Annotated in this window: 22 protein-coding genes; 16 read left to right on the top strand and 6 right to left on the bottom strand. The window is 68.0% G+C overall.

Annotated features, from left to right (window positions below):
• Positions 1 to 480: calcium-binding protein (locus Q8S30_RS01015; protein ID WP_371135411.1), on the top strand; the 480-nt coding region annotated here is incomplete at its 5' end.
• Between the two features lie 3 nt (positions 481 to 483).
• Here Q8S30_RS01015 and Q8S30_RS01010 read toward each other — a convergent pair.
• Entirely contained in the window at positions 484 to 1,227 is a 744-nt protein-coding gene (locus Q8S30_RS01010; RefSeq protein WP_371135410.1) for an ABC transporter permease, read from the bottom strand.
• Positions 1,228 to 1,554: 327 nt separating this feature from the next.
• On the opposite strand from Q8S30_RS01010, the gene Q8S30_RS01005 reads away from it, so the two are divergent.
• From Q8S30_RS01005 to Q8S30_RS00960, 10 genes are all read left to right on the top strand, one after another.
• Positions 1,555 to 2,823, top strand: coding sequence for a sugar transporter (locus tag Q8S30_RS01005; RefSeq protein ID WP_305664183.1), 1,269 nt, complete (start codon positions 1,555 to 1,557; stop codon positions 2,821 to 2,823).
• Positions 2,824 to 2,825: 2 nt separating this feature from the next.
• Entirely contained in the window at positions 2,826 to 3,506 is a 681-nt protein-coding gene (locus Q8S30_RS01000) for an ABC transporter ATP-binding protein (RefSeq protein WP_305664182.1), read from the top strand.
• Entirely contained in the window at positions 3,503 to 4,336 is an 834-nt protein-coding gene (locus Q8S30_RS00995) for an NAD(P)-dependent oxidoreductase (protein ID WP_305664181.1), read from the top strand. Before Q8S30_RS01000 ends, Q8S30_RS00995 begins: the two co-directional genes overlap by 4 nt.
• On the top strand, positions 4,333 to 4,977 hold the full coding sequence (locus Q8S30_RS00990; RefSeq protein WP_305664180.1) for a sugar transferase: 645 nt from the start codon (positions 4,333 to 4,335) through the stop codon (positions 4,975 to 4,977). Before Q8S30_RS00995 ends, Q8S30_RS00990 begins: the two co-directional genes overlap by 4 nt.
• Positions 4,978 to 5,278: 301 nt before the next feature.
• Positions 5,279 to 7,228, top strand: a complete 1,950-nt coding sequence (locus tag Q8S30_RS00985; RefSeq protein WP_305664179.1) for a nucleoside-diphosphate sugar epimerase/dehydratase — start codon at positions 5,279 to 5,281, stop codon at positions 7,226 to 7,228.
• Positions 7,229 to 7,796: 568 nt separating this feature from the next.
• Complete coding sequence (locus tag Q8S30_RS00980) at positions 7,797 to 8,951, top strand: UDP-galactopyranose mutase (protein WP_305664178.1); 1,155 nt, start codon at positions 7,797 to 7,799, stop codon at positions 8,949 to 8,951.
• Positions 8,938 to 10,086 (top strand): glycosyltransferase, encoded by a 1,149-nt coding sequence (locus tag Q8S30_RS00975; protein ID WP_305664177.1) that lies wholly within the window; start codon positions 8,938 to 8,940, stop codon positions 10,084 to 10,086. The genes Q8S30_RS00980 and Q8S30_RS00975 overlap by 14 nt, the downstream gene beginning before the upstream one ends.
• Positions 10,083 to 11,234 carry a hypothetical protein gene (locus Q8S30_RS00970; RefSeq protein WP_305664176.1) on the top strand — a complete coding sequence of 384 codons (1,152 nt, stop codon included), beginning with the start codon at positions 10,083 to 10,085 and terminating at the stop codon, positions 11,232 to 11,234. Before Q8S30_RS00975 ends, Q8S30_RS00970 begins: the two co-directional genes overlap by 4 nt.
• Before the next feature lies 1 nt (position 11,235).
• Positions 11,236 to 13,410, top strand: a complete 2,175-nt coding sequence (locus Q8S30_RS00965) for a hypothetical protein (protein ID WP_305664175.1) — start codon at positions 11,236 to 11,238, stop codon at positions 13,408 to 13,410.
• 210 nt (positions 13,411 to 13,620) lie between these two features.
• Positions 13,621 to 14,190: an alkylphosphonate utilization protein gene (locus tag Q8S30_RS00960; RefSeq protein ID WP_305664174.1), complete on the top strand. Its 570-nt coding sequence runs from the start codon at positions 13,621 to 13,623 to the stop codon at positions 14,188 to 14,190.
• 139 nt (positions 14,191 to 14,329) lie between these two features.
• Here Q8S30_RS00960 and Q8S30_RS00955 read toward each other — a convergent pair whose 3' ends face one another.
• The gene (locus Q8S30_RS00955; RefSeq protein ID WP_371135413.1) at positions 14,330 to 14,482 is read right to left on the bottom strand and encodes a DUF3309 family protein; all 153 of its coding nucleotides are present in this window, start codon (positions 14,480 to 14,482) and stop codon (positions 14,330 to 14,332) included.
• 465 nt (positions 14,483 to 14,947) lie between these two features.
• Complete coding sequence (ettA, locus tag Q8S30_RS00950) at positions 14,948 to 16,603, bottom strand: energy-dependent translational throttle protein EttA (protein ID WP_305664172.1); 1,656 nt, start codon at positions 16,601 to 16,603, stop codon at positions 14,948 to 14,950.
• Between the two features lie 141 nt (positions 16,604 to 16,744).
• Here ettA and Q8S30_RS00945 point away from each other — a divergent pair, with 141 nt between their 5' ends.
• Both Q8S30_RS00945 and dacB read left to right on the top strand, forming a co-directional pair.
• Positions 16,745 to 17,374, top strand: coding sequence for a nicotinate-nucleotide adenylyltransferase (locus tag Q8S30_RS00945; protein ID WP_305664171.1), 630 nt, complete (start codon positions 16,745 to 16,747; stop codon positions 17,372 to 17,374).
• A gap of 58 nt (positions 17,375 to 17,432) precedes the next feature.
• Positions 17,433 to 18,938: a D-alanyl-D-alanine carboxypeptidase/D-alanyl-D-alanine-endopeptidase gene (gene dacB, locus Q8S30_RS00940; protein ID WP_305664170.1), complete on the top strand. Its 1,506-nt coding sequence runs from the start codon at positions 17,433 to 17,435 to the stop codon at positions 18,936 to 18,938.
• On the opposite strand, the gene Q8S30_RS00935 is transcribed toward dacB, so the two are convergent.
• The gene (locus Q8S30_RS00935) at positions 18,926 to 20,545 is read right to left on the bottom strand and encodes a glycosyl transferase family 90 (protein WP_305664169.1); all 1,620 of its coding nucleotides are present in this window, start codon (positions 20,543 to 20,545) and stop codon (positions 18,926 to 18,928) included. The genes dacB and Q8S30_RS00935 overlap by 13 nt on opposite strands.
• Positions 20,546 to 20,635: 90 nt before the next feature.
• Positions 20,636 to 21,088, bottom strand: coding sequence for a tellurite resistance TerB family protein (locus Q8S30_RS00930; protein ID WP_305664168.1), 453 nt, complete (start codon positions 21,086 to 21,088; stop codon positions 20,636 to 20,638).
• 115 nt (positions 21,089 to 21,203) lie between these two features.
• On the opposite strand from Q8S30_RS00930, the gene Q8S30_RS00925 reads away from it, so the two are divergent.
• Positions 21,204 to 22,781 carry a lysine--tRNA ligase gene (locus Q8S30_RS00925; RefSeq protein WP_305664167.1) on the top strand — a complete coding sequence of 526 codons (1,578 nt, stop codon included), beginning with the start codon at positions 21,204 to 21,206 and terminating at the stop codon, positions 22,779 to 22,781.
• Here Q8S30_RS00925 and Q8S30_RS00920 read toward each other — a convergent pair.
• Entirely contained in the window at positions 22,778 to 23,665 is an 888-nt protein-coding gene (locus tag Q8S30_RS00920; protein WP_305664166.1) for a CHAD domain-containing protein, read from the bottom strand. The genes Q8S30_RS00925 and Q8S30_RS00920 overlap by 4 nt on opposite strands.
• 152 nt (positions 23,666 to 23,817) lie before the next feature.
• Here Q8S30_RS00920 and Q8S30_RS00915 point away from each other — a divergent pair, with 152 nt between their 5' ends.
• Both Q8S30_RS00915 and Q8S30_RS00910 read left to right on the top strand, forming a co-directional pair.
• Complete coding sequence (locus Q8S30_RS00915; RefSeq protein ID WP_305664165.1) at positions 23,818 to 24,246, top strand: DUF4864 domain-containing protein; 429 nt, start codon at positions 23,818 to 23,820, stop codon at positions 24,244 to 24,246.
• 191 nt (positions 24,247 to 24,437) lie between these two features.
• Positions 24,438 to 26,732, top strand: coding sequence for a glycosyl hydrolase family 28-related protein (locus tag Q8S30_RS00910; RefSeq protein ID WP_305664164.1), 2,295 nt, complete (start codon positions 24,438 to 24,440; stop codon positions 26,730 to 26,732).
• The last annotated feature ends 11 nt before the right edge of the window (positions 26,733 to 26,743 follow it).

Raw genomic sequence — 26,743 nt, 5'->3', positions numbered from 1 at the left:
AGCGATACGGTGATGCTGGGCGAGGGCGATGATGTCTTCGACGACAGCGCGCAGACCGCGCCGGGGCCGGGCGATACCGTCTGGGGGTGGCTCGGCAATGACATCATCAAGGGCGGCGCCGGGGATGACATCTTCTACGGCGAGGATGGGAATGACCGGCTGGAGGGCGGCGCCGGAAACGACTCGCTCTATGGCGGCGCGGGCAGCGACTGGATCATCGGCGGTACGGGCAATGATTTCCTGTCGGGTGGCAGCGGGGCAGATACTTTTGTGTTTCGCCCCGGCGACGGGGCTGACCGGATCATCGGGTTCGAGGATGGGCTTGACGTGATACGGCTCGAAGGGACGGGGAAGGCCTATTCGGACCTGACCATCACTTACAGCGCCGGGAATGCGCTGGTCGATTACGGCAACGGCTCGATCACGCTGGAGGGGGTGGCGGCGGGCAGCCTCGGGGCGGATGACTTCGCCTTTTCCTGAGCGTCAGCCCTCGCCCAGAATGGCGCGGTGGTGCCGCCCCAGCAGCACAAGGCCAAGCGCGAGGCAGCCAAGGCCGAGCCCATAGACAAAGACATGCGACACCCCCGGTGCCTCATACCCCGCATAGAGCCCGCGGCGCATCTCGCCCACGACATGCACGACCGGATTCAGCGCGAGCCAGAAGTCATAGGGCACGGGAATCTCCTCGGGCAGGAAGAACACGCCCGACACGATGAAGAGGGGCCGGGTGACGATTTGCCAGATCCGCTCCCAGAGCGGCCAGATGTTGAACAGCAGGCAGTTCAGCGTGCCGACCCCCAGCCCCAGAACCGAAGCCATCGCCATCGCCGACAGGATCCGCGGCAGGTTCAGCGTGATATCGGCGCCAAGCAGGACCGCGATCCCGGCGATCACCAGGCAGAAGACCAGCGCATGGGTCAGCAGGTTCAGCGTGAAGCGTGCCAGTAGCGCATCGAGGAAGGTCACCGCCGGATAGGTCAGCAAAGGGCGCGAGAAGCGGATCGCGTTTGCCACCTTGTTTGCAGTGTCGAGCGCCATCGTGAAGGGCAGGTACCCCGTCGCGTAGAACAGCGCGAAGCTGGAACCAAGCGCCGGCGCCCGCAGCGCGATGGAGAACGCCACGGACAGCAGCGCGATCGCTGCCACGGGCTCGGCCACTGCCCAGAGATAGCCGCCGGGCGAGCGCCCGAAGGTGGTTTCCATCTCGCGCAGGATCAGCGCGGCCACGGCGCGCACCGTCTTTCCCCGCCGGATTTTCCGGGCCGCCTTAAGCATCGGTTGACCATCCCTGCTGTATGCCGGGCCTAGCCGACCCGCGCTGCCATCTGGCGCGAGATTGGTTTCCGAAACGCAAACGGGCGCCGGGCGCCGGGGGGCGATGTGACAGAAGGCACGCTGAACAGGCCCGCAGCTGCGGGGGACAACAGGCACGCCGCAGGCGAAGGCGTCGGACAGGGCCCTGCCGCGCCGCAGCGCGCCGCGCAGAATGTGGTGTCCCTTGGGGCGCCCAAACCCCCCGCCCCCCGCCCGCCCGAGGCGACTCGGCCGGCGCAGGTGCAGCCGCAGCGCCCGAACCCGCCGCGCGGCGGGCCGGCGGTGGGCCACCGTGGCAAGGCGCTGGTGGCGCAGGGCCCGCATAAGCTGCCCCAGACCGCGCCACAGATGCTGCCTGCCCCGCGCCCGGCTGCCCCCTCACTGCCGCCGGCCGCAGCGGCCCCCGGCTCTGCCCGGCTGCAGCCGCGCCACCGCGGCGCGCTGGCGGCCTTTGCCCTGCTGGTGCTGCTGCCCTTCGCGGCGCTGGTCTGGTATCTGTGGGCGGTGGCAGAGGATCAATATGCATCGGTCACCTCCTTCTCGGTCCGGCGTGAGGATCAGGCCTCGCCGATGGAAATGCTGGGGGGCTTTGCCGGGCTATCGACGGGGAGTTCCTCCGATACCGACATCCTTTACGAGTTCATCCGCAGCCAGGACATGGTCGCGCGCATCGACGCCCGGCTGGACCTGCGCGCCATGTATGGGCGGCCGGGGATGGACCCCATCTTCACCCTACCTGCCGAGGCCACGGTCGAGGATCTTCGCGATCACTGGCAGCGGATGGTGCGGATCTCCTACGACCAGGGCGACGGCATCATCGAGCTGACCGCGCTGGCCTTCACGCCGCAGGGCGCGCAGCAGCTGGCGAGTGCGATCCTTGAGGAGAGCACGGCGATGATCAACGATCTCTCCGCCACCGCTCGCGCCGATGCGACCCGCCATGCGCAGGACGAGCTGGACCGGGCAATGGCCCGGCTGCAGGCGGCGCGGGGGGCGCTGACCGGCTTTCGCAGCCTGCATCAGATCGTCGATCCCGAGGCGGATCTGCAAAGTCAGATGGGGGTGATCAACACGCTGAACACCCAACTGGCCGAGGCGCTGATCGAGCTCGACATGCTGCTTCAGGCGACGAGTGCTGCGGACCCCCGGGTGCGCCTGCGCCGCGACAAGATCGCGGTGATCGAGGCGCGGATCGCAGCCGAGCGCGGCAAGTTCGGCGCTGGCAGTGGCGGCGAGGCATATGCCACGGTGGTGGGCGAGTTCGAGCGGCTGACGGTGGAGCGGGAGTTCGCCGAGCAAAGCTACCTCTCGGCCCTCGCCGCGCATGACATGGCGCGGGCCGAGGCGCAGCGCCAGAACCGCTATCTGGCCGCACATGTGCGCCCGACGCTGGCCCAGACCGCGGAATATCCGCAGCGGCTGCGGATCGCGGCGCTGGCGGGACTGTTCCTGCTGCTGGGCTGGTCGGTGCTGACCCTGATCGCCTGGTCGATCCGCGACCGGAGGTAGCGATGATCCGGCTGCAGGACCTGTCCAAGACCTACCGGCTGAACGGCGCGCGCAAGCTGGTTGCCGACCGGCTGACGGCGGAGTTCCCCACGGGGCGCTCCGTTGCCCTGCTGGGCCGCAACGGCGCCGGCAAGTCGAGCCTGCTGCGCATGATCGCCGGCACGATGGACCCGGATGCGGGCGAGGTGCTGACCGATGGCACGATTTCATGGCCGGTGGGCTTTGCCGGCTCGTTCCACCCCGATCTGACCGGCGCGCAGAATGTGCGCTTCATCGCCCGGATCTACGGCGTCGATACCGGCGAGCTGTGCGATTTCGTCGAGGATTTCGCCGGGCTGGGCGCGCATTTCCGCCTGCCGTTCCGCACCTATTCCTCGGGCATGCGCTCGCGTCTCGCCTTCGGCGCCTCGATGGGCATCCGGTTCGACACCTATCTGGTGGATGAGGTCACGTCCGTTGGCGATGCCGCCTTCAAGGCCCGCAGCGAGGCGTTGCTGATGGAAAGGCTGGGGCAATCCTCGGCCATCGTTGTGTCGCATTTCATGGGAATGATCCGGCGGATCTGCGATGCGGGGGCGGTGCTGGAGAACGGCCAGCTGACCTTTTACGACGATGTCGAGGAGGCGATCCGCCACCATGAGCGCAACATGCACGAGACGATGGCGATGGAGCGGCGGGCATGACCGGCGCCGCGCCACGGCTGGCGGTTCTGGGCGCCGGTGGCCGGGTCGGCACCCTGCTGCGCGCCTCGGGTGGGATGCCGGGGGTGATGTGGTTCTCGCGCCGGGGAGGCGAGGGGGTGCGGGCCTGGGATCTGCTGGCGGACGCGCCGCCGCAGGCGTTGCAGGGCGCCGAGGTGCTGATCTGCCTCGCCGGCGCTGTCCAGGGGGCCGGGCTTTCGGATAACCGCAGCCTTGCGCTTGCGGCGGCCGGGGCTGCCGCCGCCGCCGGGATCGGCCATGTTCTGGTCGCCTCCAGCATTGCCGTCTATGGCGCAAGGGGCGCACCCTGGCGCGAGGATGCGCGGCTGCGCCCGCGCGATGCCTATGGCCGCGCCAAGGTCCATATGGAGGCGGCGCTGCTGGCCCATGCGGCCCGGGGCGGCCCGAAGATCTGCCTGCTGCGCCTTGGCAATGTGGTCGGCGCCGATGCTATCTCGGCCGCGATTGCGGGGGGGCAGGCGATCAAGCTCGACCGCTGTCCAGATGGCAGCAGCCCGCGGCGCTCTGTGATCGGCCCGTTGACCTTGGCGCGGGCATTGCTGGCGCTGGCGGCGCAGGCACAGTCCGGGGCGGGGCTGCCGCCGATCCTGAACCTCGCGCAGCCCGGCCCCATGGCGATGGAGGCGCTGTGCGCGGCGGCGGGGCGCAGCTTTGTCTGGCGGGTGGCGCGGCCAGCACCGCTGCCGCTGGCCGCGCTGGACACCGGCGCGGTGCAGGCGCTGGTGCCGCTTGCCGCCGCAGACCCCGCCGCCCTGATCGCCGAATGGCGCGCTGCGGGGGGCCTGCCATGACGCCCGGCCGCCGCGCTTTCGATATCTGCCTCGCGGCGCTGCTGGTGCTGCTGCTGGCGCCGCTGATCCTGACCCTCGCGCTGCTGGCGCTGGCGCTGCAGGGCTGGCCGGTGTTTTACCTGTCCGAGCGGATGCGCGCCCCCGACCGGTCCTTCCAGCTGGTCAAGTTCCGCAGCATGGCCCCCGATCCGGACGATGCCGGCGTGTCGGGCGGCGACAAGGCCGCCCGGATCACCCGGCTGGGCGCGGTTCTACGCAGCAGCCGACTGGATGAGTTGCCACAGCTTTGGAACATCCTGCGCGGCGACATGAGCTTCGTCGGCCCGCGCCCGCCGCTGCGCCGCTATGTCGAGCAGTTTCCCGACCTTTACGCCCGTGTGTTGCGCGACCGGCCGGGGGTGACCGGCCTCGCCACCCTCGTGTTTCACCGGCATGAGGAGCGCATTCTGGCGGCCTGCCGCACGCCGGACGAGACCGAGGCCGCCTACAAGAACCGCTGCGTGCCCCGCAAGGCGCGGATCGACCTGATCCATCAGGCCCGCCGCTGCCCCTGTGCCGATCTGGCGATTCTGGCGCGCACGCTGGCCGCTGTCGCGGGGCGGCGGCGGGATCGGCCCCGCGCGCGGCGAGGGTCGACCTAAGCGGGCGCAGCATAAAAAGGCGCTGCGCCACGCCCCCGACCGTGCGACACGCCGTGGCGGCAATCGTGCTGGTTTCTGGGACTGTGGTCGGTGGCATCCTTCCCCCGCGCACTCGCCTCCGAGGCAAGCGGCGATCTCTACCAAACCTGTAACGCGCCCGGGCAGCCCCAAGGGCAAGCCGGAGCCCGCCCGCGGGAAACTCGCGGTCCCGCTCCCCCGAGCAGCCGTGAACAGGACCGCTGAACGCGCCCGCCGACCGCCGTGCCAACCTGGCCGTCACAACCCGCCGTTAACCCCCTTCATGCAAGGCTGCCTCATGGTCTTCGCTTCGGTCCTTCCCCCGCTGCTGCATCTGGCCCGGTCGCTTGGCCGGGGCCAGAAGATGGCGGTGCTGGTGTTCATCGACGGGGCGCTGGCGCCGCTGGCGCTGTGGCTGGCGATGATCGCGCAGGACAGCAGCCTGGCGGGGACCGGCGCGCTGCAGGGCCTCTGGCTCTTCGGGCCGGTGCTGTCGCTGGCGGCTGCGGCGCTGGCGCTGGCGTTGGGTATTCCGCGGGCCCGGTTGAAATCCTATGACGGGGCCGGCCTCGCGCGCACCGCCCTGCATGGTGCGGCTCTGGCCGGCCTTGGCGCGGCGCTGGCGCTGGCCGCGGGCCTGCCCCTCCCACCGGGGCTCTGGGCGGTGTTCACGCTGCTCTTCGTGCTGCTTGCGGCTGGCCTGCGGCTGGGGATGCTGCGGGCGCTCGAGGCGCTCTATCGCTCCGAGACACCAGTGACACGGGTGTTGATCTACGGCGCGGGGATGACGGGGATCCAGTTGGTCTCGGCGCTCAAGCGCCATGCCGCGATAAGGCCCGTTGGATTTGTCGATGACAACCCGGGCCTGCAGGGGCTGACGGTGGCGGGCCTGCCGGTGCATCGCCCCGCGCGCCTGCCTGAGATCATCGCGCGCCAGCACATCAGCCGCGTGGTGCTGGCGATGCCGGCGCTGCCACGGGCGCGGCAGGCGGGCATCGCGCGCGCCCTGCAGCCGCTGGGAGTGGAGGTGCAGTCGGTCCCCTCCTTCGCGCAGATGATCGGGACCGAGGCCGCGCCGGACCGTCTGCAGCCGGTGCTGCCCGGCGCCTTTCTGGGGCGCGCCGCGGTGGCGGATGCGTTGGAGGGGCTGGCCGCGGTTTACGCCGGGCACACGGTGCTGGTCACCGGCGCCGGCGGCACCATCGGGGCGGAGCTCTGCCGGCAGATCCTGTCGTTGCGCCCGGCTCGGCTGGTGCTGCTCGACCATGCCGAATACGCGCTTTATGCCATTGAGCGAGAGCTGCGGCCGCTGGCCGAGGAGGCCGGAGTTGTGCTTGTCCCGGTGCTTGGCTCGGTGGGGCAGGCGGCGCTGCTGCGCCGGCTGTTCGCTGCACAGCGCATCGACATCGTGCTGCACGCCGCCGCCTACAAGCATGTGCCGCTGGTGGAGGCCAATCCGCTGGCGGGGCTGGCGAACAACGTGCTGGGGACCGAGGTTCTGGCCCGCGCTGCCCGGGCGGCGGGCGTAAAGCGCTTCGTGATGATCTCTTCTGACAAGGCAGTGCGGCCGACCAATATCATGGGCGCTTCGAAGCGGCTGGCGGAGATCGTTGTCCAGGATCTGGCGGCACGCAGCGGTGCTCAAGGTAAGGGCGGGGGCACGGTGTTTTCCATGGTGCGCTTCGGCAATGTGCTCGGCAGCTCCGGCTCGGTGATCCCGCTGTTCCAGGAACAGGTGGCCCGCGGCGGGCCGGTCACCGTGACCGGGCATGACGTGACCCGCTTCTTCATGACGGTGGAGGAGGCGGTCGCGCTGGTGCTGCGCGCCGGATCGCTGGCCAAGGGCGGCGAGGTCTTCTTGCTGGACATGGGTGCGCCGGTGCGGATCGGCGATCTGGCCCGGCAGGTGATCGAGGCGATGGGCGGCATCCCCCGCGATGCAGCGAACCCGGAGGGCGAGATCGAGATCCTCGAAATCGGCCTGCGCCCCGGCGAGAAACGCCATGAAGAGCTGCTGATTGGCGGCAATGCGCGCCCCGCGGGCCATCCCAAGATCTTTGCCGCACAGGAACGTTTCCCCTCGGAGGTTGAGGTTGCGGCGCTGCTGCGTGGCCTGCGCGAGGCTATCGAGGAGGAGTCGCGGCCCCGCGCCCTGCAGGTCGTCGCCCGCTGGGTCGAGGGCTATGAGGCGACAGGCGACCCACCGCCGGAGTTGCGACTGAGCGGAACCTGAGCGGCCCTCGATTGCAGGACATGGCCGCCGGGAAATGGCATTCGGTGGAACAGTCGTCGGCCCGCGGGGCTGGCACCCGCCCACTTCGCCCCGGTGACAGCGCTGCGCAGGGCCGACAGGGGGAGCGCACCCCGGGGCTGGGAAAAGGCGGTGTAGCGCGGCGGGGACTCTGGCCATCCCGAAGCCCCAGCCGCTTCGTCTTTCCTGTGCCCCGGCACAGGTCAACGCTCCAACTCGAGGCGTTGTTGGCCCGAGATTTTGGCCCGAGATTTTGGCCCGATACGGCGGCCCAAGGTTCCATCTCCCCGTCGGGCTCATACTGCGCAGACCGAGGTGTCTGACAGCGCGATGATAGCCCGGTTCATACCCCTGGCGGGGCGCGCCATGCCGGGCGCCGTGCCGGGTGCCGTGCCCCTGCGCCCCGCGCCTCCGCGATTTGCCACGGACCCGCCCTGCTCTCGAAAAGAACAAAACGGGTAAGTCGCCATTAACCCTGCCGTGGGAAGGATTCGGAACTGCAAGGCGCCGGGTGACTCGCCGGCGCCGGGTCTGCCAGAAAGGGACGGAGATGAGATCTGAAAAGCTTTTGCTGGTGGGGGCCGGCCTCTCGGGCGCGGTGATCGGGCGAACGCTGGCCGAAGCGGGGCACAGCGTTACGGTGATCGACAAGCGCAGCCATATCGGCGGCAATTGCCACACAGAGCGTGATCCGGCGAGCGGGGTGATGGTGCATGTCTACGGCCCGCATATCTTCCACACCGATGATGCCGGCGTCTGGGACTATGTGAACCGCTATGCCCGGTTCCTGCCCTACAAGAACCAGGTCAAGACCACCACGCGCGGCTCTGTCTATTCGCTGCCGATCAATCTGCACACGATCAACCAGTTCTTCGGCCGCACCCTGCGCCCCGAGGAGGCCGCGGCCTTCATCGAGGATCAGGCCGATACCAGCATCGAGGTGCCGGAAAGCTTTGAGGAACAGGCGCTGCGCTTCGTCGGGCGCGACCTCTACGAGGCGTTCCTGAAGGGCTACACGATGAAGCAATGGGGCTGCGCGCCCTCCGAACTCCCGGCCTCGATCCTCAAACGCCTGCCGGTGCGCTTCACCTATGACGACAACTATTTCTTCCATCGTTTCCAGGGGATGCCCGAAGACGGCTATACCGCGATGATCACCCGGATCCTCGACCATCCGGGGATCTGCGTGCTGCTGGACACGCCCTTCGAGCCGGGGATGGCGCAGGATTTCGACCATGTCTTCTATGCCGGGCCGCTGGATGGCTGGTTCGGCTACGACGCCGGCCGTCTTGGCTATCGCACGCTGGATTTCGAGCGGTTCTGCGAGAGGGGCGACTGGCAAGGCTGCGCGGTGATGAATTACGGCGATGTCACCGTGCCCTGGACCCGGATCACCGAGCACAAGTATTTCGCCCCCTGGGAGCGGCATGACGAAACCGTCTGCTACCGCGAATACAGCCGCGCGGCGGGTCCCGGGGATGTGCCCTACTACCCGGTGCGGCTGGTAGCGGAAAAGGCGCTGCTGGGAGACTACGCCGCCCGCGCGGCGGAGGCAGAGCGGGTCACCTTCGTCGGCCGGCTGGGCACCTACCGCTATCTCGACATGGACGTGACGATCCGCGAGGCGATGGATACCGCGGCGGCCTTTCTGGCCGCCCGGACCGCGCGCAAGCGGGTGCCCGCCTTTGTCCATGCCCCGCTGTGAGGGTGCGATGGCCCGCGACATAGCCCCCCGCCGCGCTCTCGATCCAGCCCCCGATCCACAGAAGGTTCGGGTCCCCCGACGGTCCCCGACCGTCGCGGCGGTCGTCGTCACCTGCAATCGCCCGGCGCAGCTGCGCGCCACGGTGCTGGCGCTTCTGGCCGCGCCGCTGGAGCGGATCTGCATCATCGACAATGGCGCCTCCAGCGGCACCCCGGACGGTACCGCGGCCTGGCTTGCCGCACAGGCCGACCCGCGGCTGATCGTGCTGACGCCGCCGCGCAACCTCGGCGGTGCCGGTGGTTTCGCGCTCGGGCTCGCAGAGCTGGAGGCGCGCGACGATCCCGACTGGATCGTGGTGATGGACGATGACGCCCGCCCCGCGCCCGGGGCGATTTCGCAGTTCCGCGCCGCGCCCCCGCCCGGATGGGATGCGGTAGCGGCAGCCGTGCGCGACCCTTCGGGCCGCATCGCCGAGATGAACCGGCCGGCCCGCAACCCCTTCGCGAGCCTCACCCGCTTTGCCGCCGCGCTGTTCCGCGGTCGCCCCGCCTTCCACCTGGCCGATGCCGATTACCTGGCCGACACCCTGGCCGAGATCGACATCGCCTCGTTCGTCGGCCTGTTCCTGTCTCGCCGGGCGCGGCACCTGGCCGGCCTGCCAGATGCGCGGTTGTTCATCTATGGCGATGATGTGCTGCATTCGCTGCACATGCGCGCCCTTGGGCTGCGGATCGGCTTCGATCCCCGGATCCGGTTCGAGCATGATTGCAGCACCCTGCAGGGTAGCGCCTGGATCTACCGGCCACTGTGGAAGGCCTATTACCACCATCGCAACCTGCTGCTTGTGTTTCGTGCCGCGGCCGGGCGCTGGCTGTTCGCGCCGATGGCGCTGATGCATCTGCTGCGCTGGGGGCTGCGGGCGCGCCACTACCGGCGCGTGGAGCGGCCGGTCTATCTGCGGCTGCTGCGCCTTGCGCTGCTGGACGGGCTTCGGGGGCGGCTGGACCGCCCGCATGAGGAGGTACTGGCGCTCGCCGCCGGCTCCCGCCGGCCCCCCTCCCGCCATGTGCCACCGCAGGTCCCGGCCCGGGGTGGACCCAAGGCCCGTACCGCTGCGCAGGAGGATGCGGCATGAAGCTGCTGGTGTTCATCGGCCATCACAAGGTCGGCTCGACCTCGCTGCAGGACTTCCTGTGGCGCAACGCGGCCACCCTGCTGCGGGCCGGCATCCTCTACCCGCCGGTGGAAAGCGATGGCCATGCCCGGCTGCTGCGTCAGGCGTTGGTCGGCCCTGACCCCGAGCCGCAGCCCTGGAATGCGCGTGAATCGCACAATGCCCTCGCCTTCCGCATGTTGTTTGAGGCGGTGCAGTATCCGGTGCCCCCCTGGCATCCGGATCTGCCCTCTGTTCACCAGATGGAAACCTCGATCCGCAACCAGATCAAGGTGCATCAGCCGCAGGCGGTCATCCTGTGCTCTGAGGTTTTCGCCAATTTCGGGGCCTGGGCGCCGGGGCTGATCGGTCAGCTTGGTCGGCTGTTCGAGGGGGCAGAGGTATCGCTGCACTGCACGTTGCGCCGGCCGGACCAGTACCTGTCTGCCTGGCACGCACAGCGGATCCGCTTTGGGGACCGGGTGGACCCGCTGCGCGCCCAGGGGCTGGAGGAGTATTGCGGCACGATCCATCTGGATTATGAACTGCTGCTGGCGCCCTGGCTGAGGGCGTTTCCCTCGGCGCGGCTGTCGCTGCGCAACTATGCCGATGTGGTGGCGGCGGGCGGGTCGGTCGCGGATTTCGTCGCGCAATCGGGCCTTGCCTTCCCGCCCGGCCTCGCGCCAGAGCGGCGGGTCAACCCCTCGATCCACCCGGCGCTGCTGGAATATGCCCGTTGTGCCGCCCCCTTGTTCCCCCAGCCGGAGGTGGAGCGGTTTTGCGATTTCTTGATCGCGGTGTCCGACCGGGTCGGCGCGCCGCCGCGCGAGGAGGTCGAGCTGTTCGGCGCCGCCAACCGCGCGGCGTTGCTCGGGGCTTTCGCGCCCTCCGAGGCGTTCCTGACCGCCCTGTCCGGCAAGCCGTTCTTCGCGCAGCTGGACCGCGCGGCGACACCCCGCCCCGTGCCCGAGGTCGAGGCCGCCCGTTCCGTGCGAACCCCGCTGCTGGCGCGAATGCGAGGGGCCAGCCGCGCCTCGCCCCGCCCGTCCGGACCGCTTGCCTCCGCCGAGTTTGAACCTGGCCTTGCCGAAACCTTCATTCCCTTTGTCCAGAGCCTGGAGATTGCCTGAAATGTCGACCATCCCATCGCCGCCCGGCCCGCTGACGCTGCAGCACATGATCCTGCCAGAGCAGGGAATCTGCACCGAAATGGAACTTTACGTCCACCTGCAAGGCGCCTCTGGCGTCAACCTCGGGGATGGCACGATCTGGCTGGGCAGCGGCGGCGTGGCCTGTTTCGACAGCTATTTCAACCTCCTTTCGATCGGCAAGTGGCAGGCTGCGGCGCCATTCGCCTCGCTCTCGCTTGAACTCGAGGCGCAGGGGAGGTTCGAGCTGCGGGTCTATCACGCCATCCCCGGCCGCTCGTGGGAACTCCTCGCCTGTGCCTTGCAAGACCTGCCGAAGCTGGGCCGGCTCGCGGTCGACCTGTCGCATTTCACCCTCAACGCCGCGGCGGGGGTGATCTTCTTCGAACTGCGGGCGATGGACGATACCGTGCTCAGGGCGGCCCGTTTTGTCACCCATGATCCGGTGCTGCGCCAGCCGCGGCTCGGCATCTGCATCACCACCTTCCGGCGCGAGGCCGAGGTGGCACGCACCGCGGCCCGGCTTGATGCCTTCATTGCGGGGTCAGAGTTCGGGGGGCAGATGCACGCCTTCGTCGTCGACAATGGCGGCTCTGCCGAGCTGGGAAATCTGACCCATGTCGACCGGGTGGCGAACCGCAATCTGGGCGGCGCCGGCGGCTTTGCCCGCGGAATGGCCGAGGCCGAGGCCCGGGGCTTCGATCATTGTCTGTTCATGGATGACGACGCTGCCTTCCACATGGAAAGCATCCACCGCACCGTCGCTTTCCTGTCGCGGGCGCAAGATCCGCGCACGGCGGTGGCCGGCGCGATGATCTCCAACACCCATAAATGGGCGATGTGGGAGGCGGGGGCGACCTTCAATCAGCATTGCCGCCCCCAGCAGGGCGGGCGCGACCTGCGCCGCCGCGACGAGGTGCTGGACATGGAGTTCCAGACCTCTGCCCCCGCCGATCCCAATTTCTACGGCGGCTTCTGGTTCTTTGCCTTCCCGATCGCTGCCGTCCGCGCCCGGCCCTTCCCCTTCTTCGTGCGCGGCGATGATGTCAGCTTCTCGCTGGCGAACGGCTTCCGGACCGTTACCCTCAACGGTGTGGTCTCCTTCCAGGACGACTTCACCGAGAAGGAGTCGGTGATGACCCATTACCTCGACCTGCGCAGCCATGTCGTCCACCACCTTGCGGTGGAGCGGCTGGGGCAGGGGGCCTGGGCCACGGCGAAGATCCCGCTGCGGTTTTTGGCGCGCAGCCTGGCCCGCTTTCATTATGAAACCGCCGCGGCAGAGCTGCTGGCCTGGCGCGACGTGATGCAGGGGCCGGAGTTCTTTGCGGCCAATGCCGATATGTCGGTGCGGCGGCTGACGCTGGGGACCATCGCCAAGACTGAGGTCTGGGGCCCTCGGTCCGGTGCCGATCTGGCGTGGCGCAGCCCGAAACTGCGAAGCCGCAGGGCCTTGGCCCTGCTGCGATTGACGCTGAACGGGCACTTGCTGCCGCTGTCGCGGCTCTGGGCTGGAAAGGCGGTCTTGCCCGGCGGTGCGCGGGCAGATCTGCAGGCGGTGCGCGGCTGCCGGCAGATCAGCTATCACCAGCCCGGGCAGGACAAGGCCTATACGGTGCGCCGCTCTGACAGGCGGTTCCTGTCGCTGATCTGGCAGATCGGGGTGACGACGCTGGCCTTCCTGCACGGCCATGCGACGCTGCGCAAACGCTATCTGGCGGCCTATCCGGCGATGACCTCGGCCGAGTTCTGGCAGCAGAGCTTCACGCCCTTCGCCGGGCCCGCGGCTGCCGCGCTGGAACTGGCCCCGCCCGACAGCGGTGCAGGGGGGCAGAGTACACCCGCTGGCGCGATGCCCGCCCAGACCGTGCCCGCCCAGACCGTCCCCGTCCAGACCGTGCCCGTCCAGACGGTGGTAGCAGACATCGCGCCAGCCGACACGGTGCCTGCCGACACCCGGCCCGCGCAAGTCGCGGCGCCAGCGCCAGAACAGGCAAGCTACAGGCCGCGGGAGGATGCTTGGGCCCCGACTGCCGCTCAACCAGTCCAGACAGCCCTTCATGCGGTGGCGGCGTCGCCTGCGCGCCTACCGAGCCGCCCCGGATCGGCCGCAAGCGACACGGCGCCGGTGCCTCGCGGGTCACGCGCGGCGCGCTGAGTGCTGGGTTCGCGGCGGCGTGGTGCGGCGCGCCAGACCGGCCGCCACTCTGCGGTGAATCTGCGATACGCGGTCTGACGGCAGCGCAGAAGCCTGCAGCCTACGCAGTCATCGTCGTGTCTGTGTCATTGCGGGGCGAACACGCCCCATGTTCTTTCCCGGGGCAGCGGCCTAGGGTCGCGTAGCGCGGGGGTGCGCGGAAGGTAGAGAATGGCACAGATCGACGACTTGAAGGCCCGCGCTGGCGGGGTTTGTGAAATTTGCGGGGGTACCGGGCAGCTTTCGGCTGAGGGCGATCCGGCATCCGGCGACCTGGCCGCTGTTGAGGTTCCGCCCTCCGAGGAAGCGGTGCTGCTCTGCCCGGTCTGCCGGGGTGAGGCAGAGGCGCCGGCCGGGCACTGGCGCTGCCTTGAGGGCGCGATGTGGTCGGGTGTTCAGGCGGTGCAGGTGCTGGTCCACCGTCGACTTTCGGCGCTCGATGAGCCTTGGGCGCGGGAAGCGCTGGAGGGGATGGTACTGGACGCCGCCACGCTCGCCTGGGCCGACACCGGCCAGCCGCTGGCCGGGATCGAGCACCGCGATGCCAATGGCGCGCTGCTGGCGCAGGGCGATACCGTGGTGCTGGTCAAGGACCTGCAGGTCAAGGGCGCGGGCTTCACCGCCAAGCGCGGTACCGCGGTGCGCGGCATCAGCCTTGTGGCCGACAATGCCGCCCAGATCGAGGGCCGCGTCGAGGGCCAGCGCATCGTGATCCTGACCGAATTTGTGAAGAAGAAATAGCCTCGCCCGGGCCTGCCGCCCCGGCAGGCGGCGGTCTCAAAAGCAGTCGCGCGCGGGAAGCCATCTTGGCCGCCCGCGCGCGTCAGATCCCTTTTGTCAGATCAGGCCCGCCAAGCTGGGGCCCGTCACGCTGAGGCCGTCAGATCCGGCCCATCAGGACCAGGATCAGCAGAACCACAACGACAAGGCCAAGGCCGCCGGCCGGCCCGTAGCCCCAGGAGCGCGAATGGCCCCAGCTGGGCAGCGCGCCGACGAGGGCCAGGATCAGGATGATAAGAAGAATGGTGCCGATTGTCATCGAAGAGCCCTTTCAAGGATGGGCCGGGAATGGCCGTCCTGTCACAAGCCCGTGTGCGGGCGAAAGGTTCCCTTCGGCTCAACGGTGATGCTGGCGAGGGGGCGGAGTGTGGCAAGATCGCCCGGGAGGATGCTGGCGTTCCTTGCCGCTGGGGCGCGGAGCAAAGCTGCCAGACGAGTGACCGGGCGCACGACCGGCTGAAGTGGCGGCTCGCCAGCCTGCCCGGGTTGCTTCACAGTGCAACCTCCCGCCCGGTGCTTGCATGGCAACCGCTGTCATCCGGCACTACGCATTTTTCGCGAAGGCCCAGACCCGCCTCCGCCCAACCCGCCTCCGCCCAGACCCGTCAGCGCGACAGAACGGTAATCCGCCTCCACGTCTTTAGGCAGCGCAGGTCAGGACCGCCGCCCGGCCCCCGCAAAAAGCCCGGCGCCACCCTTTGGGCAGCGCCGGCCACACTCAGCGCGAGAACTTCTTGTACTTCACCCGCTTGGGCTCCACCGAATCCGGCCCAAGCCGGCGGATCTTGTCCTGCTCGTAATCCTCGAAGTTGCCCTCGAAGAACTCCACATGCGCATCGCCCTCGAAGGCGAGGATATGGGTGCAGAGCCGGTCCAGGAAGAAACGGTCGTGCGAGATGATGACCGCGCAGCCCGCGAAATCCTCGATCGCCGCTTCCAGCGCCTGCAGGGTTTCGACGTCGAGATCGTTGGTCGGCTCGTCGAGGAGCAGGAGGTTCCCACCCTCTTTCAGCAGCTTGGCCATATGCACGCGGTTGCGCTCACCGCCCGACAGCAGGCCGACCTTCTTCTGCTGGTCGGAGCCCTTGAAGTTGAAGGCGCCGACATAGCTGCGGCTGGCAATCGCGGCATCGCCGAGCTGGATCATCTCTGCCCCGCCCGAGATTTCCTGCCACACCGTCGCATCCGGGTCGAGCGAGTCGCGCGACTGGTCGACATAGGACATCTTCACCGTATCCCCCAGCACCACGCTGCCCTCGTCGGGCTGCTCGTGGCCGGTCAGCATCCGGAACAGCGTCGATTTGCCGGCGCCGTTCGGGCCGATCACGCCGATGATCCCGCCCGGCGGCAGGGTGAAGCTGAGGTTCTCGATCAACAGCTTGTCGCCCATCGCCTTCTTCAGCCCCTCGACCTCGATCACCTTGTTGCCAAGGCGCGGGCCGTTCGGGATGACGATCTGGGCCTTGCCCACCCGGTCCTTGACCGACTCGTCCGCCAGCTTGTTATAGGCCGCGATCCGAGCCTTGGACTTGGTCTGCCGGGCCTTGGCGCCCGAGCGGATCCATTCCAGCTCCTTCTCCAGCACCTTCTGCTTGGCCTTGTCCTCGCGCGCGTCCTGCGACATGCGCTTGGCCTTCTGCTCCAGCCAGCTGGAATAGTTGCCCTCCCACGGAATGCCCCGCCCGCGCTCCAGTTCCAGGATCCACGAGGTGATGTCGTCGAGGAAATACCGGTCGTGCGTGACGCAGAGGATGGTGCCGCGATACTCGATCAGGTGCTTTTGCAGCCAGGCGATTGTCTCGGCATCAAGGTGGTTGGTCGGTTCGTCGAGCAGCAGCATGTCAGGCGCTTCCAGAAGCAGCTTGCACAGCGCCACCCGGCGCCGCTCACCGCCCGAAAGCGTGCTGACATCGGCCTCGTCCGGCGGGCAGCGCAGGGCCTCCAGCGCGACGTCGACCTGGCTGTCGAGATCCCACAGGTTCTGCGCGTCGATGATGTCCTGAAGCGAGGCCATCTCATCCGCCGTCTCGTCGGAATAGTTCATGGCGAGTTCGTTATAGCGGTCGAGGATGCCCTGCTTTTCCGCCACGCCCAGCATCACGTTGCCGCGCACGTCCAGCGTTTCGTCCAACTGCGGCTCCTGCGGCAGGTAGCCGACCTTGGCGCCCTTGGCGTGCCAGGCCTCGCCCTGAAAGTCCTTGTCCATGCCGGCCATGATCCGCAGCAGCGTGGACTTACCCGAGCCGTTGACCCCGACCACACCGATCTTCACGCCGGGCAGGAAGTTCAGGTGGATGTTCTCGAAACACTTCTTGCCGCCCGGATAGGTCTTGGACACGCCTTCCATGTGATAGACATACTGATAGGACGCCATAAGACATCTCCTTAGGAGGGAATTCGTTGCCCTTCATCTAGTGAATGAAGGCCGAAAGGGCAATCCGTGCTTGGACCGCGCGAGGGCCAAGGTATATGACGGCCGGGTGACGGCGCGGGGGACGGCCGGGAGGGGCGCAGGGTGGATCGCAGGGAACGGGCCGGACTTGTCCGCGCGGGGCTGCCGGTGGCGCAGCCGGGGATGGCGGTCGGCCTGTTGGGTGGATCGTTCGACCCTGCGCATGACGGCCATGCCCATATCACCCGCGAGGCGCTGAAGCGGTTCGGGCTGGACCGGGTCTGGTGGCTGGTGAGCCCGGGCAACCCGCTGAAATCCGAAGGCCCGGCGCCGATGGCCCGGCGGATGGCGCAGGCGCGGCAGGTGATGCAGCATCCGCGGGTGGTGGTCACCGACATCGAGGCGCGGCTTGGCACGCGCTATACTGCGGAAACGCTGGAGCGGCTGATCGCGCTCTATCCGGGCGTGCGCTTCGTGTGGCTGATGGGCGCCGACAATCTGGCGCAGTTCGACCGCTGGCAGCGGTGGGAGTGGATCATGCAGCATGTGGCGGTGGGGGTGATCGCCCGCCCCGCCAGCCGGATGTCGGCACGGGTGTCGAAGGCCGCCGAGCGGTTCGAGCGCGCGCGGATCCCGGCCGAGTCGGCGGGGCTGCTGGCCCGGCTGCCGCCGCCGGTCTGGTGCCTGGTGAACGTGCCGATGGTCAACATCTCGTCAAGTGCCATCCGCGCCAGCGGTGCATGGCGCCGCTAGGGTTGCCCGCGGGGCGCCGGACGGGTTAAATTCGCCGCATGTGGGTAAGGGCTGACATATGACCGGATTTTCGCGGCGTTTCGTTCTGGGCGGGCTGCTGTCCGGTGCGGCAGGCGCCGCGCTGGCCGAAGCTCCGCTGACCTCGCTGCGCCCGATGCCGCGGGCGGGCGCCCCGGTTGCCGTGTCAGCGCCGACCGCGACCCGCACGGCCGCCTCGGCCGAGGCGCTGGTGGCGGCGGCGCAGCTTGGCGGCAAGGTCGGCTTTGTCGTCGCCGATGCCCGCACTGGGCTGGTGCTGGAGGCGATGAACGGCGCCGAGCCGATGCCGCCCGCCAGCGTGTCGAAGGCGATTACCGCGCTGTACGCGCTGGAGCATCTGGGCGCCGGCCACCGCTTTGCCACGCGGCTGATCGCGACTGGTCCGGTACAGGGCGGAAGGCTCGCGGGAGATCTGGTGCTGGCGGGGGGCGGCGATCCGACGCTGTCGACCGATACGCTGGGGGACATGGCCGCGGCCCTGCGCGCGGCGGGGATCACCTCGGTCGCCGGGCGCTTCGTGGTCTGGGGCGGGGCGCTGCCCTTCGTGCGGGCCATCGACACCACGCAGCCGGATTACCTCGGCTACAACCCCGCCGTGTCGGGCCTGAACCTCAACTTCAACCGCGTGCATTTCGAATGGAAGCGCGCGCAGAACGGCTATCAGGTGTCGATGGATGCACGGGCCGAGCGTTTCGTGCCGAAGGTCTATACCACGCGCATCGCCGTCGCCGAGCGGGACCGCCCAGTCTATACCTATTCCGACCGCGGCGAGGTCGAGGAATGGACGGTCGCCCGCACCGCGCTTGGCAAGGGCGGCAGCCGCTGGCTGCCGGTGCGCCGGCCCGAGCTTTACGCCGCCGACGTGTTCCAGACGCTCGCTCGCGCGCAAGGTGTGGCCCTGCCCGCGCCGCAGGTCGCCAAGGCCGCGCCGCGCGGCACCGTGCTGGTGGAGCGCGCCAGCGACAGCCTGCGCCCGGTGCTGCATGACATGCTGCGCTTTTCCAACAACCTCACGGCCGAGGCGGTGGGCATGTCCGCCTCGATGCGGCGCGGCGGGGTCGGGCGCCATGCGCAATCGGGGCCGGCGATGGCCGCCTGGCTGAAGGAGCGCGCGGGGGCGGGCACGGCACGGTTCGTGGACCATTCGGGGCTTGGCGGCGCCTCGCGGATTTCGGCGATGGACATGGTCTCGGCGTTGGCGCGGCTGGGACCGGGCCACGCGCTGCGCGGGATCCTCAAGGAGTTCACCCTGCGCGACGCGAATGGCAAGGTGATGCAGAACCATCCGGTGCAGGTCGATGCCAAGACCGGCACGCTCAACTTTGTCTCCACTCTTGCGGGCTGGATGACCGCGCCCGACGGCACCGATCTGGTCTTCGCCATTTTCACCGGCGACGTGGCGCGACGCGACGCGATCCCCGACGCGCAGAAGGAACAGCCCCCCGGCGGGGCGGAGTGGGTGCGGCGGTCAAAGCGCCTTCAGCAGCAGCTGATAGAGCGGTGGGCGGCAGTCTACGGCGCCTGAACGGAAGCCGCCTCGGCCACCATCCGCAGCCAGGCGCGGCGGGTCTCGAGGTTGGCGATCCGCGCGCAGACATTGCGGGCGGCCGCCGAAATCTTCTGGCACCGCAAGGGGTTGCCCCGCGCCCAGTCCAGCCGCTCCTCCAGATCCACCGCCCCCGGGGCCAGCGGAATGAAATGCTCCCAAGAGCGGAATGCGCCGGAATAGAACAGATCCCAGCCGTCATCCTCTTTCAACACCACGCCGCGGCTCTGCGCTGCGGACAGGAAGTTCGACCCGCCATCGCGGCCTGCGAGGCTCAGCAGATAGCGGAACCCGTGGAACCACGCCGGCGGCATCCGAGGGCCGCAATAGGGCGCCAGCAAGGGATGCCGCGCTGCCGCCGCGTGATGGGCGGGCAGGGCGAGACCCAGATCAAAGCCCGGCTTCCCCGCAAACCGCCGCACCACGCTATACCGGGTCGTCGCCAGCAGCTCCCGCTCCAGTGCCGCATCGGCCGCGCCCGGCCCCCGCGCCAGATCGGCGAGCACCTGATGCGCGCCGCGCCCCGGCCCCGGGCCAAGCGCCGCAACCGGCCGCCCCGACAGGTTGCCGCGCCAGGCCGCCACATCTGCCTTGTCCTGCCATGCCACACCATCAGCGCTCTGCGCCGTCACATAGGGCACCGCCCCCGGCGTGTGATAGCCCGGCAGCGGCCAGAGCAGCATGTTGGAGGTGCCGTCCGCCGGCCGGTTGTACACCAGCAGAGGCTGGCGCGGAGCGCCGGTTGCCTCGGTGCCAAAACCGCGCCGGTCCTCAAGATCCATCCGCAGCGGGCGGCGGTGGCCGAGCGCCCACAGTTCGTTCACCGCGCCCTCCACCCTCTCCAGCTTGGGGAGGCCCGGCTGCGCCAGATACTGCCGCGCGCCGCCCGGCAGATCCTCGGCCACGATTGGCAGCGGCAGTTTCTCGCTGCCTAGGATGCGGCCCGCGCCATCCCAGCGGGCAAAGAGCGCGCTGAACCGTTGCGGGCCGTGCCGCTTCTGGATCGCTGCGTCAGAGCGGGTGCAGAAGTCGGCAATGGACTGGGCAAAGGCGAGATCCGGCGCTGCGGCGGCGATCTGCGCGGGGGCCGTTAGGGGCGCGGGCCGTCGTGGCGGAGCATCCGGCGCAACCCCCGCCAACCCCAACTCCGGCAGAGCGCGCGCCAAATCCCCCGCCCAATCCCCGTCCATATCCAACACCCGGAACCGCGGGTCGCCCGCGAACAGCCGCCCGCACAGCGCATGGTGGTCGTCCCAGTCGCGGCGCCAGATCTCCGGCAGCGCGGCCTCGCCGCAGCCCAGATGCAGCGCCCAAAGCTTATGCGAGCGCCCCCCGTCATGGTGCCAGCGCGAGGCCACCCAAGCCTCGCGGTCGCGCCGGGGCAGCAGCAGCCAGCAGTCCGGGAAATGCCGGCGCAGGAAGGCCGGGTCGCGGAACGGCTCCAAGGGCGGCAAATGCGGCTTGTGCAGGCGGTGCATGGCGCCGAACAGCACGGCGCGCGGCCATGTCTCCAGCGGCACGCCGCCGGTGGCGCGGGCATAGGCCAGATCCTCGGCCAGCCGCCCGCCCAGCCAGATCCGCGTCACATGGCCAGCGTCCTCGAACAGCCGCGCGATGGCGCCGGTGCCGCAGCGGTCGAACCCGATGACGAAGACGCGCGGCGAGATGATCGCCGCCTACAGCGTCATGTGGCGGGCGCGCGAGCCGCGCTCGATGGCGGCGGCGTGCAGGCGGTCGATGTTCAGCTCGTGCCGCAGCTCCTCCAGCAACCGCAGTTCGGCCTGACCGATCTTCACGTCCGAGGCGGCGACATCGCAGGCCAGCGCATAGGCGGTTTCATGCAGCCGCTCCGTCAGCCCGTCGCGCACAAGGCCGAAGAGCGCGTCGAGCCCGTCTTCCTCTTCCATCAGCGTATAGACCGTCTCTGCAATCACGCGGATGCGGTCGGCGTCGTAATTGCCGAAGACCGGCAGGCTGTCGACCATGCGCTCGATGGCCAGAAGCTCGGCGGTGCGGATGGTTTCGTCCGACACCGACACCGCCACCATGACGGCGATCAGCGCGTCCTGGGGGGAAAACGAGGGCAGGGGTTTGCTCACTGGGGTGGTCCTGTGATGGGTGGCCCGCATCCGGGGGCACTTGTGCAGATTATTGACGATTCCGGACCCGTTCAATAGGTGGGGCGGGTCAAAGTCCCGAATGCGGCGCAAGGGGTGCCGCGCCTTTGACGAAGGTATACCGAAAATGACGACGTTGCGCGATGCCGCCATGAACTCCAAAGCCTGGCCTTTCGAGGAAGCGCGCCGCGTGCTGAAACGGTATGAGAAGAAGGCGCCGGAAAAGGGCCATGTGCTGTTCGAGACCGGCTATGGCCCCTCGGGCCTGCCGCATATCGGCACCTTTGGCGAGGTTCAGCGCACGACGATGATCCGCCGCGCGTTCGAGATCATTTCCGACATCCCGACGCGGTTGCTGTGCTTTTCCGACGACATGGACGGGATGCGCAAGGTGCCGGAGAACGTGCCGGACGGCGATATGCTGCGCGAGCATCTGCAACGGCCGCTGACCGCGGTGCCGGACCCGTTTGGCGAGTATCCCAGCTTCGGCGACCACAACAACGCCATGCTGCGGCGGTTCCTGGACACGTTCGGCTTCGATTATGAATTCGCCAGCGCGACCGAGTATTACAAGGCCGGCAAGTTCGACCACATGCTGATGATGTGCTGCGAGCGCTATGACGCGATCATGGAGATCATGCTCGCCTCCTTGCGCGAAGAGCGGCAGCAGACCTATTCGTGCTTCCTGCCGATCCATCCCGAAACGGGGCGCGTGCTCTATGTGCCGATGAAGAATGTCGATGCACGGGAAGGCACGATCACCTTTGATGATGAGACCGGGCGCGAATGGACGCTGCCGGTGACGGGCGGCAACGTCAAACTGCAATGGAAGCCCGATTTCGGGATGCGTTGGGCGGCGCTGGATGTCGATTTCGAGATGTATGGCAAGGATCACAGCACCAACACCCCGATCTATGACGGGATCTGCCGGGTGCTGGGGGGCCGCGCGCCGGAGCACTTCACCTATGAGCTGTTCCTGGATGAGAACGGCCAGAAGATTTCGAAGTCGAAAGGCAACGGGCTGACCATCGACGAATGGCTGACCTATGCCGCGACGGAAAGCCTTGGCTATTACATGTACCAGAAGCCGAAAACGGCCAAGCGCATGTATTTCGACGTGATTCCGAAGGCGGTGGATGAATATCACCAGCAGCTGAAGGCCTATCCGACACAAGATGTAGGGGCGCAGCTGGCCAATCCGGTCTGGCATATCCATGGCGGCACCCCGCCGGAGAGTCACATGGTGGTGCCGTTTGCGATGCTGCTGAACCTTGCCAGCGTGGCGGGGGCGAAGGACAAGGCGGGGCTGTGGGGGTTCATTCAGCGCTATGCGCCCGAGGCGTCGGCGGAGGGGAACCCGGATCTGGATGCGGCGGCGGATTATGCGCTGCGCTACTTCCGCGACTTCGTGGCGCCGACGCGGGTGTTCCGCGCGCCGAGTGAGGTGGAGAGGGCGGCGATGCAGGATCTGGCGGCGCGGCTGGGGGAATGGCAGGGCGGGCTGGATGCCGAGGCGCTGCAAAGCCTTGTTTTCGCTGTCGGAAAAGACCACGGGTTCGAGCCGCTGCGCGACTGGTTCACCGCGCTTTACGAGGTGCTGCTTGGCGCGAGCCAAGGGCCGCGCTTTGGCGGGTTCATCGCGCTTTATGGCGTTGAGGAAACCATCGCGCTGATCGGCAAGGGGCTGGCGGGCGAGCTGGGCTAACGCCCGGCCTGCCAGACGGTCCACCAGCTGCCCCAGCGGTCCAAGAGAGCGCGGTCGCTGCCGGCGAAGAGGCGCGTGGCGGCGGCATGCGCCTTTTTCTCCAGCTTTTCCTGACGTTTACGGGCGAGGCCGGAAAGCGTATTATGGTCGGAGGTCGAGAGCGCCTCGGAGTCCAGCCGTTCAAGGAACACGGCGATGTCGTGATGCTCGCCCAGCCATTCGCCGATGTCGTCGGCGGTGTCGACATGGGGCTGCATCATCTCGGGCCAGATCGGGATCAGCAGACGTGATTGATACCAATGGTCTTTTACCCGTTTGCGCCAATCGTGGATGGTATCGGTGCCGGGATCGCGCAGGGCCTGTTTCTGGCGTTTTTTTGCCTTCTCCCAAGTGGTTGCGAGGCCATCTTCAAGTAGATTGAGAGCTTTGCCCCGTAACTTCCAATCCGGCACCCGCAGCAGGGACTCCTGAACCGCCAACCGAAACGCCGCCAGCGCCTCCGCCGCGCCGCCTTCGCGGGTGTCTTCCTGATGGCTTTCGAGGGCCGCGCGGAGGTGGTCCAGCGCGCCCGTCGCTTCGGGCGGGGCCTTGGCGGCGATGCGTTCGAGGGTGGCGCGCAGCACCTCGGCGTCGCGCAGGCCAGAGATGCCGCGGGCGGCGTCGCGCAGGGTGGCGTTCTCGAGGTCGTAGCCGGGGAAGTTGGGGCGCACGAGGCGGATCAGGCCGCGGATCATCTTCACATGCTTGCGCAGCCCGTGGACCAGCTTCGCCTCGGGGATCGCGGGATCGTCCATTTCCGACAGCGCGGCCGTGAGTTCCTCGGCGGCGATGCGGCGCACGGCGGCGGCGGTGTCGAGATCGGCAAGGTCGAAGGCATAGGCCATGGCGGGATCCTTTTGGCGGTCAGGCTAGCGTACCCGGCGCGGGAAGCATATCGGGCAAAGGGGTGACAGGCTGCGGGATTATTTGCCGCGTCGGTGAACCAAACGTCGCCGCTTTGCGTATCGTTCCGATATGCCCATGAAAGGACCGTGACATGCGCCGCACCGTTCTGGCCTTTGGACTTGCCTTGTTTTGCTGGGCGCCCGCTGTGGCGCAGGAGAGTTCCCCGGAAAGGGCCGCCACTGCAGATGCCGGCATCCGCGCCGTGATCGAGGCGCAGATGCAGGCGTTTCGCGCTGGCGATACCGGGGCGGCATTCTCGCACGCCTCGCCCATGATCCAGCGGATGTTTGGCGGGGTGGACGGGTTCGGGCGGATGGTGTCGGGGCAATACCCGATGATCTGGCAGCCGGGGGACGTGCGGTTCCTTGGGTTGCGGCAGGAGCGAGGGGTGCCGATGCAGCGGATCATGCTGAAGGATTCCGGCGGGGCGCTGCACTTGTTCGACTACGAGATGACCGAGAGCGGCGGTGTCTGGCGGATCAACGGGGTGTTCCCGGTCGAGGGCGAGACCGGCGCCTGAGGCGCCAAGTAGCGCGCGGTCCGGTTAATGGGTCTTAACCCTTTCCCCTTATCCCTGTCTGCGTCGGGGCGGATGAGCCCTGCGATTTTCCGAAAGCGAGGGCGCGACGTGCGGCGACAGCCGCTGCCGCAGGCTTGTCCGGAAGGTCGAAAGGGTTTCCCGGGCGCGGGGTCAAGGACAGGGGTTGTTGCATGAACAAGGCGATCACCGACGGGCTGCTGCTGATGCCGCCCGCATTCGAGGCGGGGCTGGGCGTCTGGTCGAGCGAGAACGGCACCGCCGGATCGGCCACCTATGCGGGGGCGAGCAATGCCGCCCTTGTGCCGGCGGATCAGGATTTCGGGAATTGTCTGGAACTTCTGAAGACATCGACAACGCAGAAGCTGCGCTACATGGGCCAGACGCCGCTGTTGCCCGGATGCTACTTGCGCATCACTGCGCGGGTGAAGGTGATCAGTGGCAACCTGCCTTCGGTGCGGATTGCGGGCTGGGCGATGGGCGCGGGCGAGCTGCATGTGACCGGGCTGGATGAGACCGCGCCCGAAGTGACGCTGACCGAGTATGGCGAGGTGGTGACGGTGCAGGCCATCGTCGGGTCGGGTTCCCGCGGCGGGGTGGATATGCCCTGGGGCACGGCGCCGATCTATGGGCATTTTGGCCTCGATCTGACCGGCAGCAATGGCGGCGTGGTGCGGATCGACGATATCGAGATCGAGGATATCACCGCGGCTTTTCTGCGCGACATGATCGCCGTGGTCGATGTGCGCGACTTTGGCGCCAAGGGCGACGGGGTCAGCAATGACCAGCCGGCCTTTGCGGCGGCCGATGCGGCGGCGGCGGGGCGCACGGTGCTGGTGCCGGCGGGAAATTACTATCTGGGATCGACCATCACCATCAACTCACCCATCCGGTTCGAGGGGCAGGTGACGATGCCGGATTCGGCGCGGCTGCAGCTCGCCCGCAGCTTTGACCTGCCGACCTATATCGATGCCTTCGGCGGCGACGAGGTGTTGGGGTTCAAGAAGGCGTTTCAGGCGCTGCTGAACTTTACCGACCATGACTCGCTGGACATGAAGGGGCGGCGGGTCGAGCTGTCGGCGCCGATCGACATGTATGCGGCCGTGGGCAACAAGGAGACCTTTGCGGTGCGGCGGGTGCTGCGCAACGGCCAGTTCAACGTGGTGGACGGGCCGGCCTGGGCGCCGACGGTGATGACCAGCCAGGCCACCTATAACAGCGCCAATCCGGTGGTGCTGAGCGCTGTGGCCGATATCGCCAATGTGCCGGTGGGCGCGCGCGTCACGGGCAATGGGGTGGGCCGCGAGGTCTATGTGACCGCGAAGAATGTGGGCGCGGGGACGCTGACCATCAGCCATCCGCTTTATGGCGGGTCGGGCACGCAGGTGTTCACCTTCACCCGGTTCAAGTATGTGCTGGATTTCTCGGGTTTCGCGCAGCTGAGCCGGTTCAACATCGATGACGTGGAGTTCCTGTGCAACGGTTTTGCCAGCGGGATCATGCTGGCGCAGACCGGCGACACGTTCCAGCTGCGCGATTGCTCGATGGCGCGGCCGCGGGACCGGGCGATCACCTCGATCGGGACGGGTTGCCAATCGCTGCTGATCGACCGCTGCCAGTTCCTGTCCAACGAGATGCCGCTGCGGGCGCAGGACCGCACCAGCATTGCAGTGAACATCAATGCCAATGACTGCAAGATCCGCGACAACCGGGTGGTACGGTTCCGGCATTTCCTGGTGGCGGCGGGGAATGGTCACATCCTGCAGGGCAACCACTGGTTTCAGGGCGATGAGGAGACGGCGGGGCTGCGGGTGGCCGGGCTGGTGCTGGCCGAGACCAACCTGAAAGTCCTGATCGTGGGGAATTACATCGACAACTCGGTGATCGAATGGACCAACGAGTATGAGGCGACGCCGAATTTCGTGAGCCAGTACTCCTTCGGCGGGCTGACCATCACCGGCAATATCTTTACCGCCAATGATGTGGCGCCCTGGTTCAACTGGCTGGTGATCAAGCCCTATGGCACCGGGCATTTCGTGCAGGGCCTGACGATGACGGGCAATGTGTTCAAGACGCTGAACGGGACGATCACCCGGGTGGAGGGTGTGGATACCACCTTCGCGGGCCTCGACATGGCCCGGATGCGCAACGTGATTGTCGAGAACAACACCTTTACCGGGGTGGATCAGGTCACTGCCTCGCCGGTGTTCTTGCAGCACGATCAGGCGACGGAGGCTGCGACGTGGACGGTGGCGCCGGGGGCGTATCTGCCCTTCGGAGGCTGGGCGCGGAATGTGGAGAGCGTGGTGGCGGAGGGGATGATCACTACGGCGAGCGGGGCGCGGGTGAGCGAGATGCCGTTCGTTCAGGTGGAGCAGGGCACGTCGAAACAGGAGGTGCGGGTGAACTGGTCGGCGGCGTGCAAAGGACGGATGCAGATCAAGGTGCGGGTGGACAACCCGAACTGACGGGGGGGCGG

The sequence above is a fragment of the Frigidibacter sp. genome (genome assembly GCF_030695035.1).
Classification (GTDB): Bacteria; Pseudomonadota; Alphaproteobacteria; order Rhodobacterales; family Rhodobacteraceae; genus Frigidibacter.
This window is presented reverse-complemented; position numbering and strand designations above follow the sequence as displayed.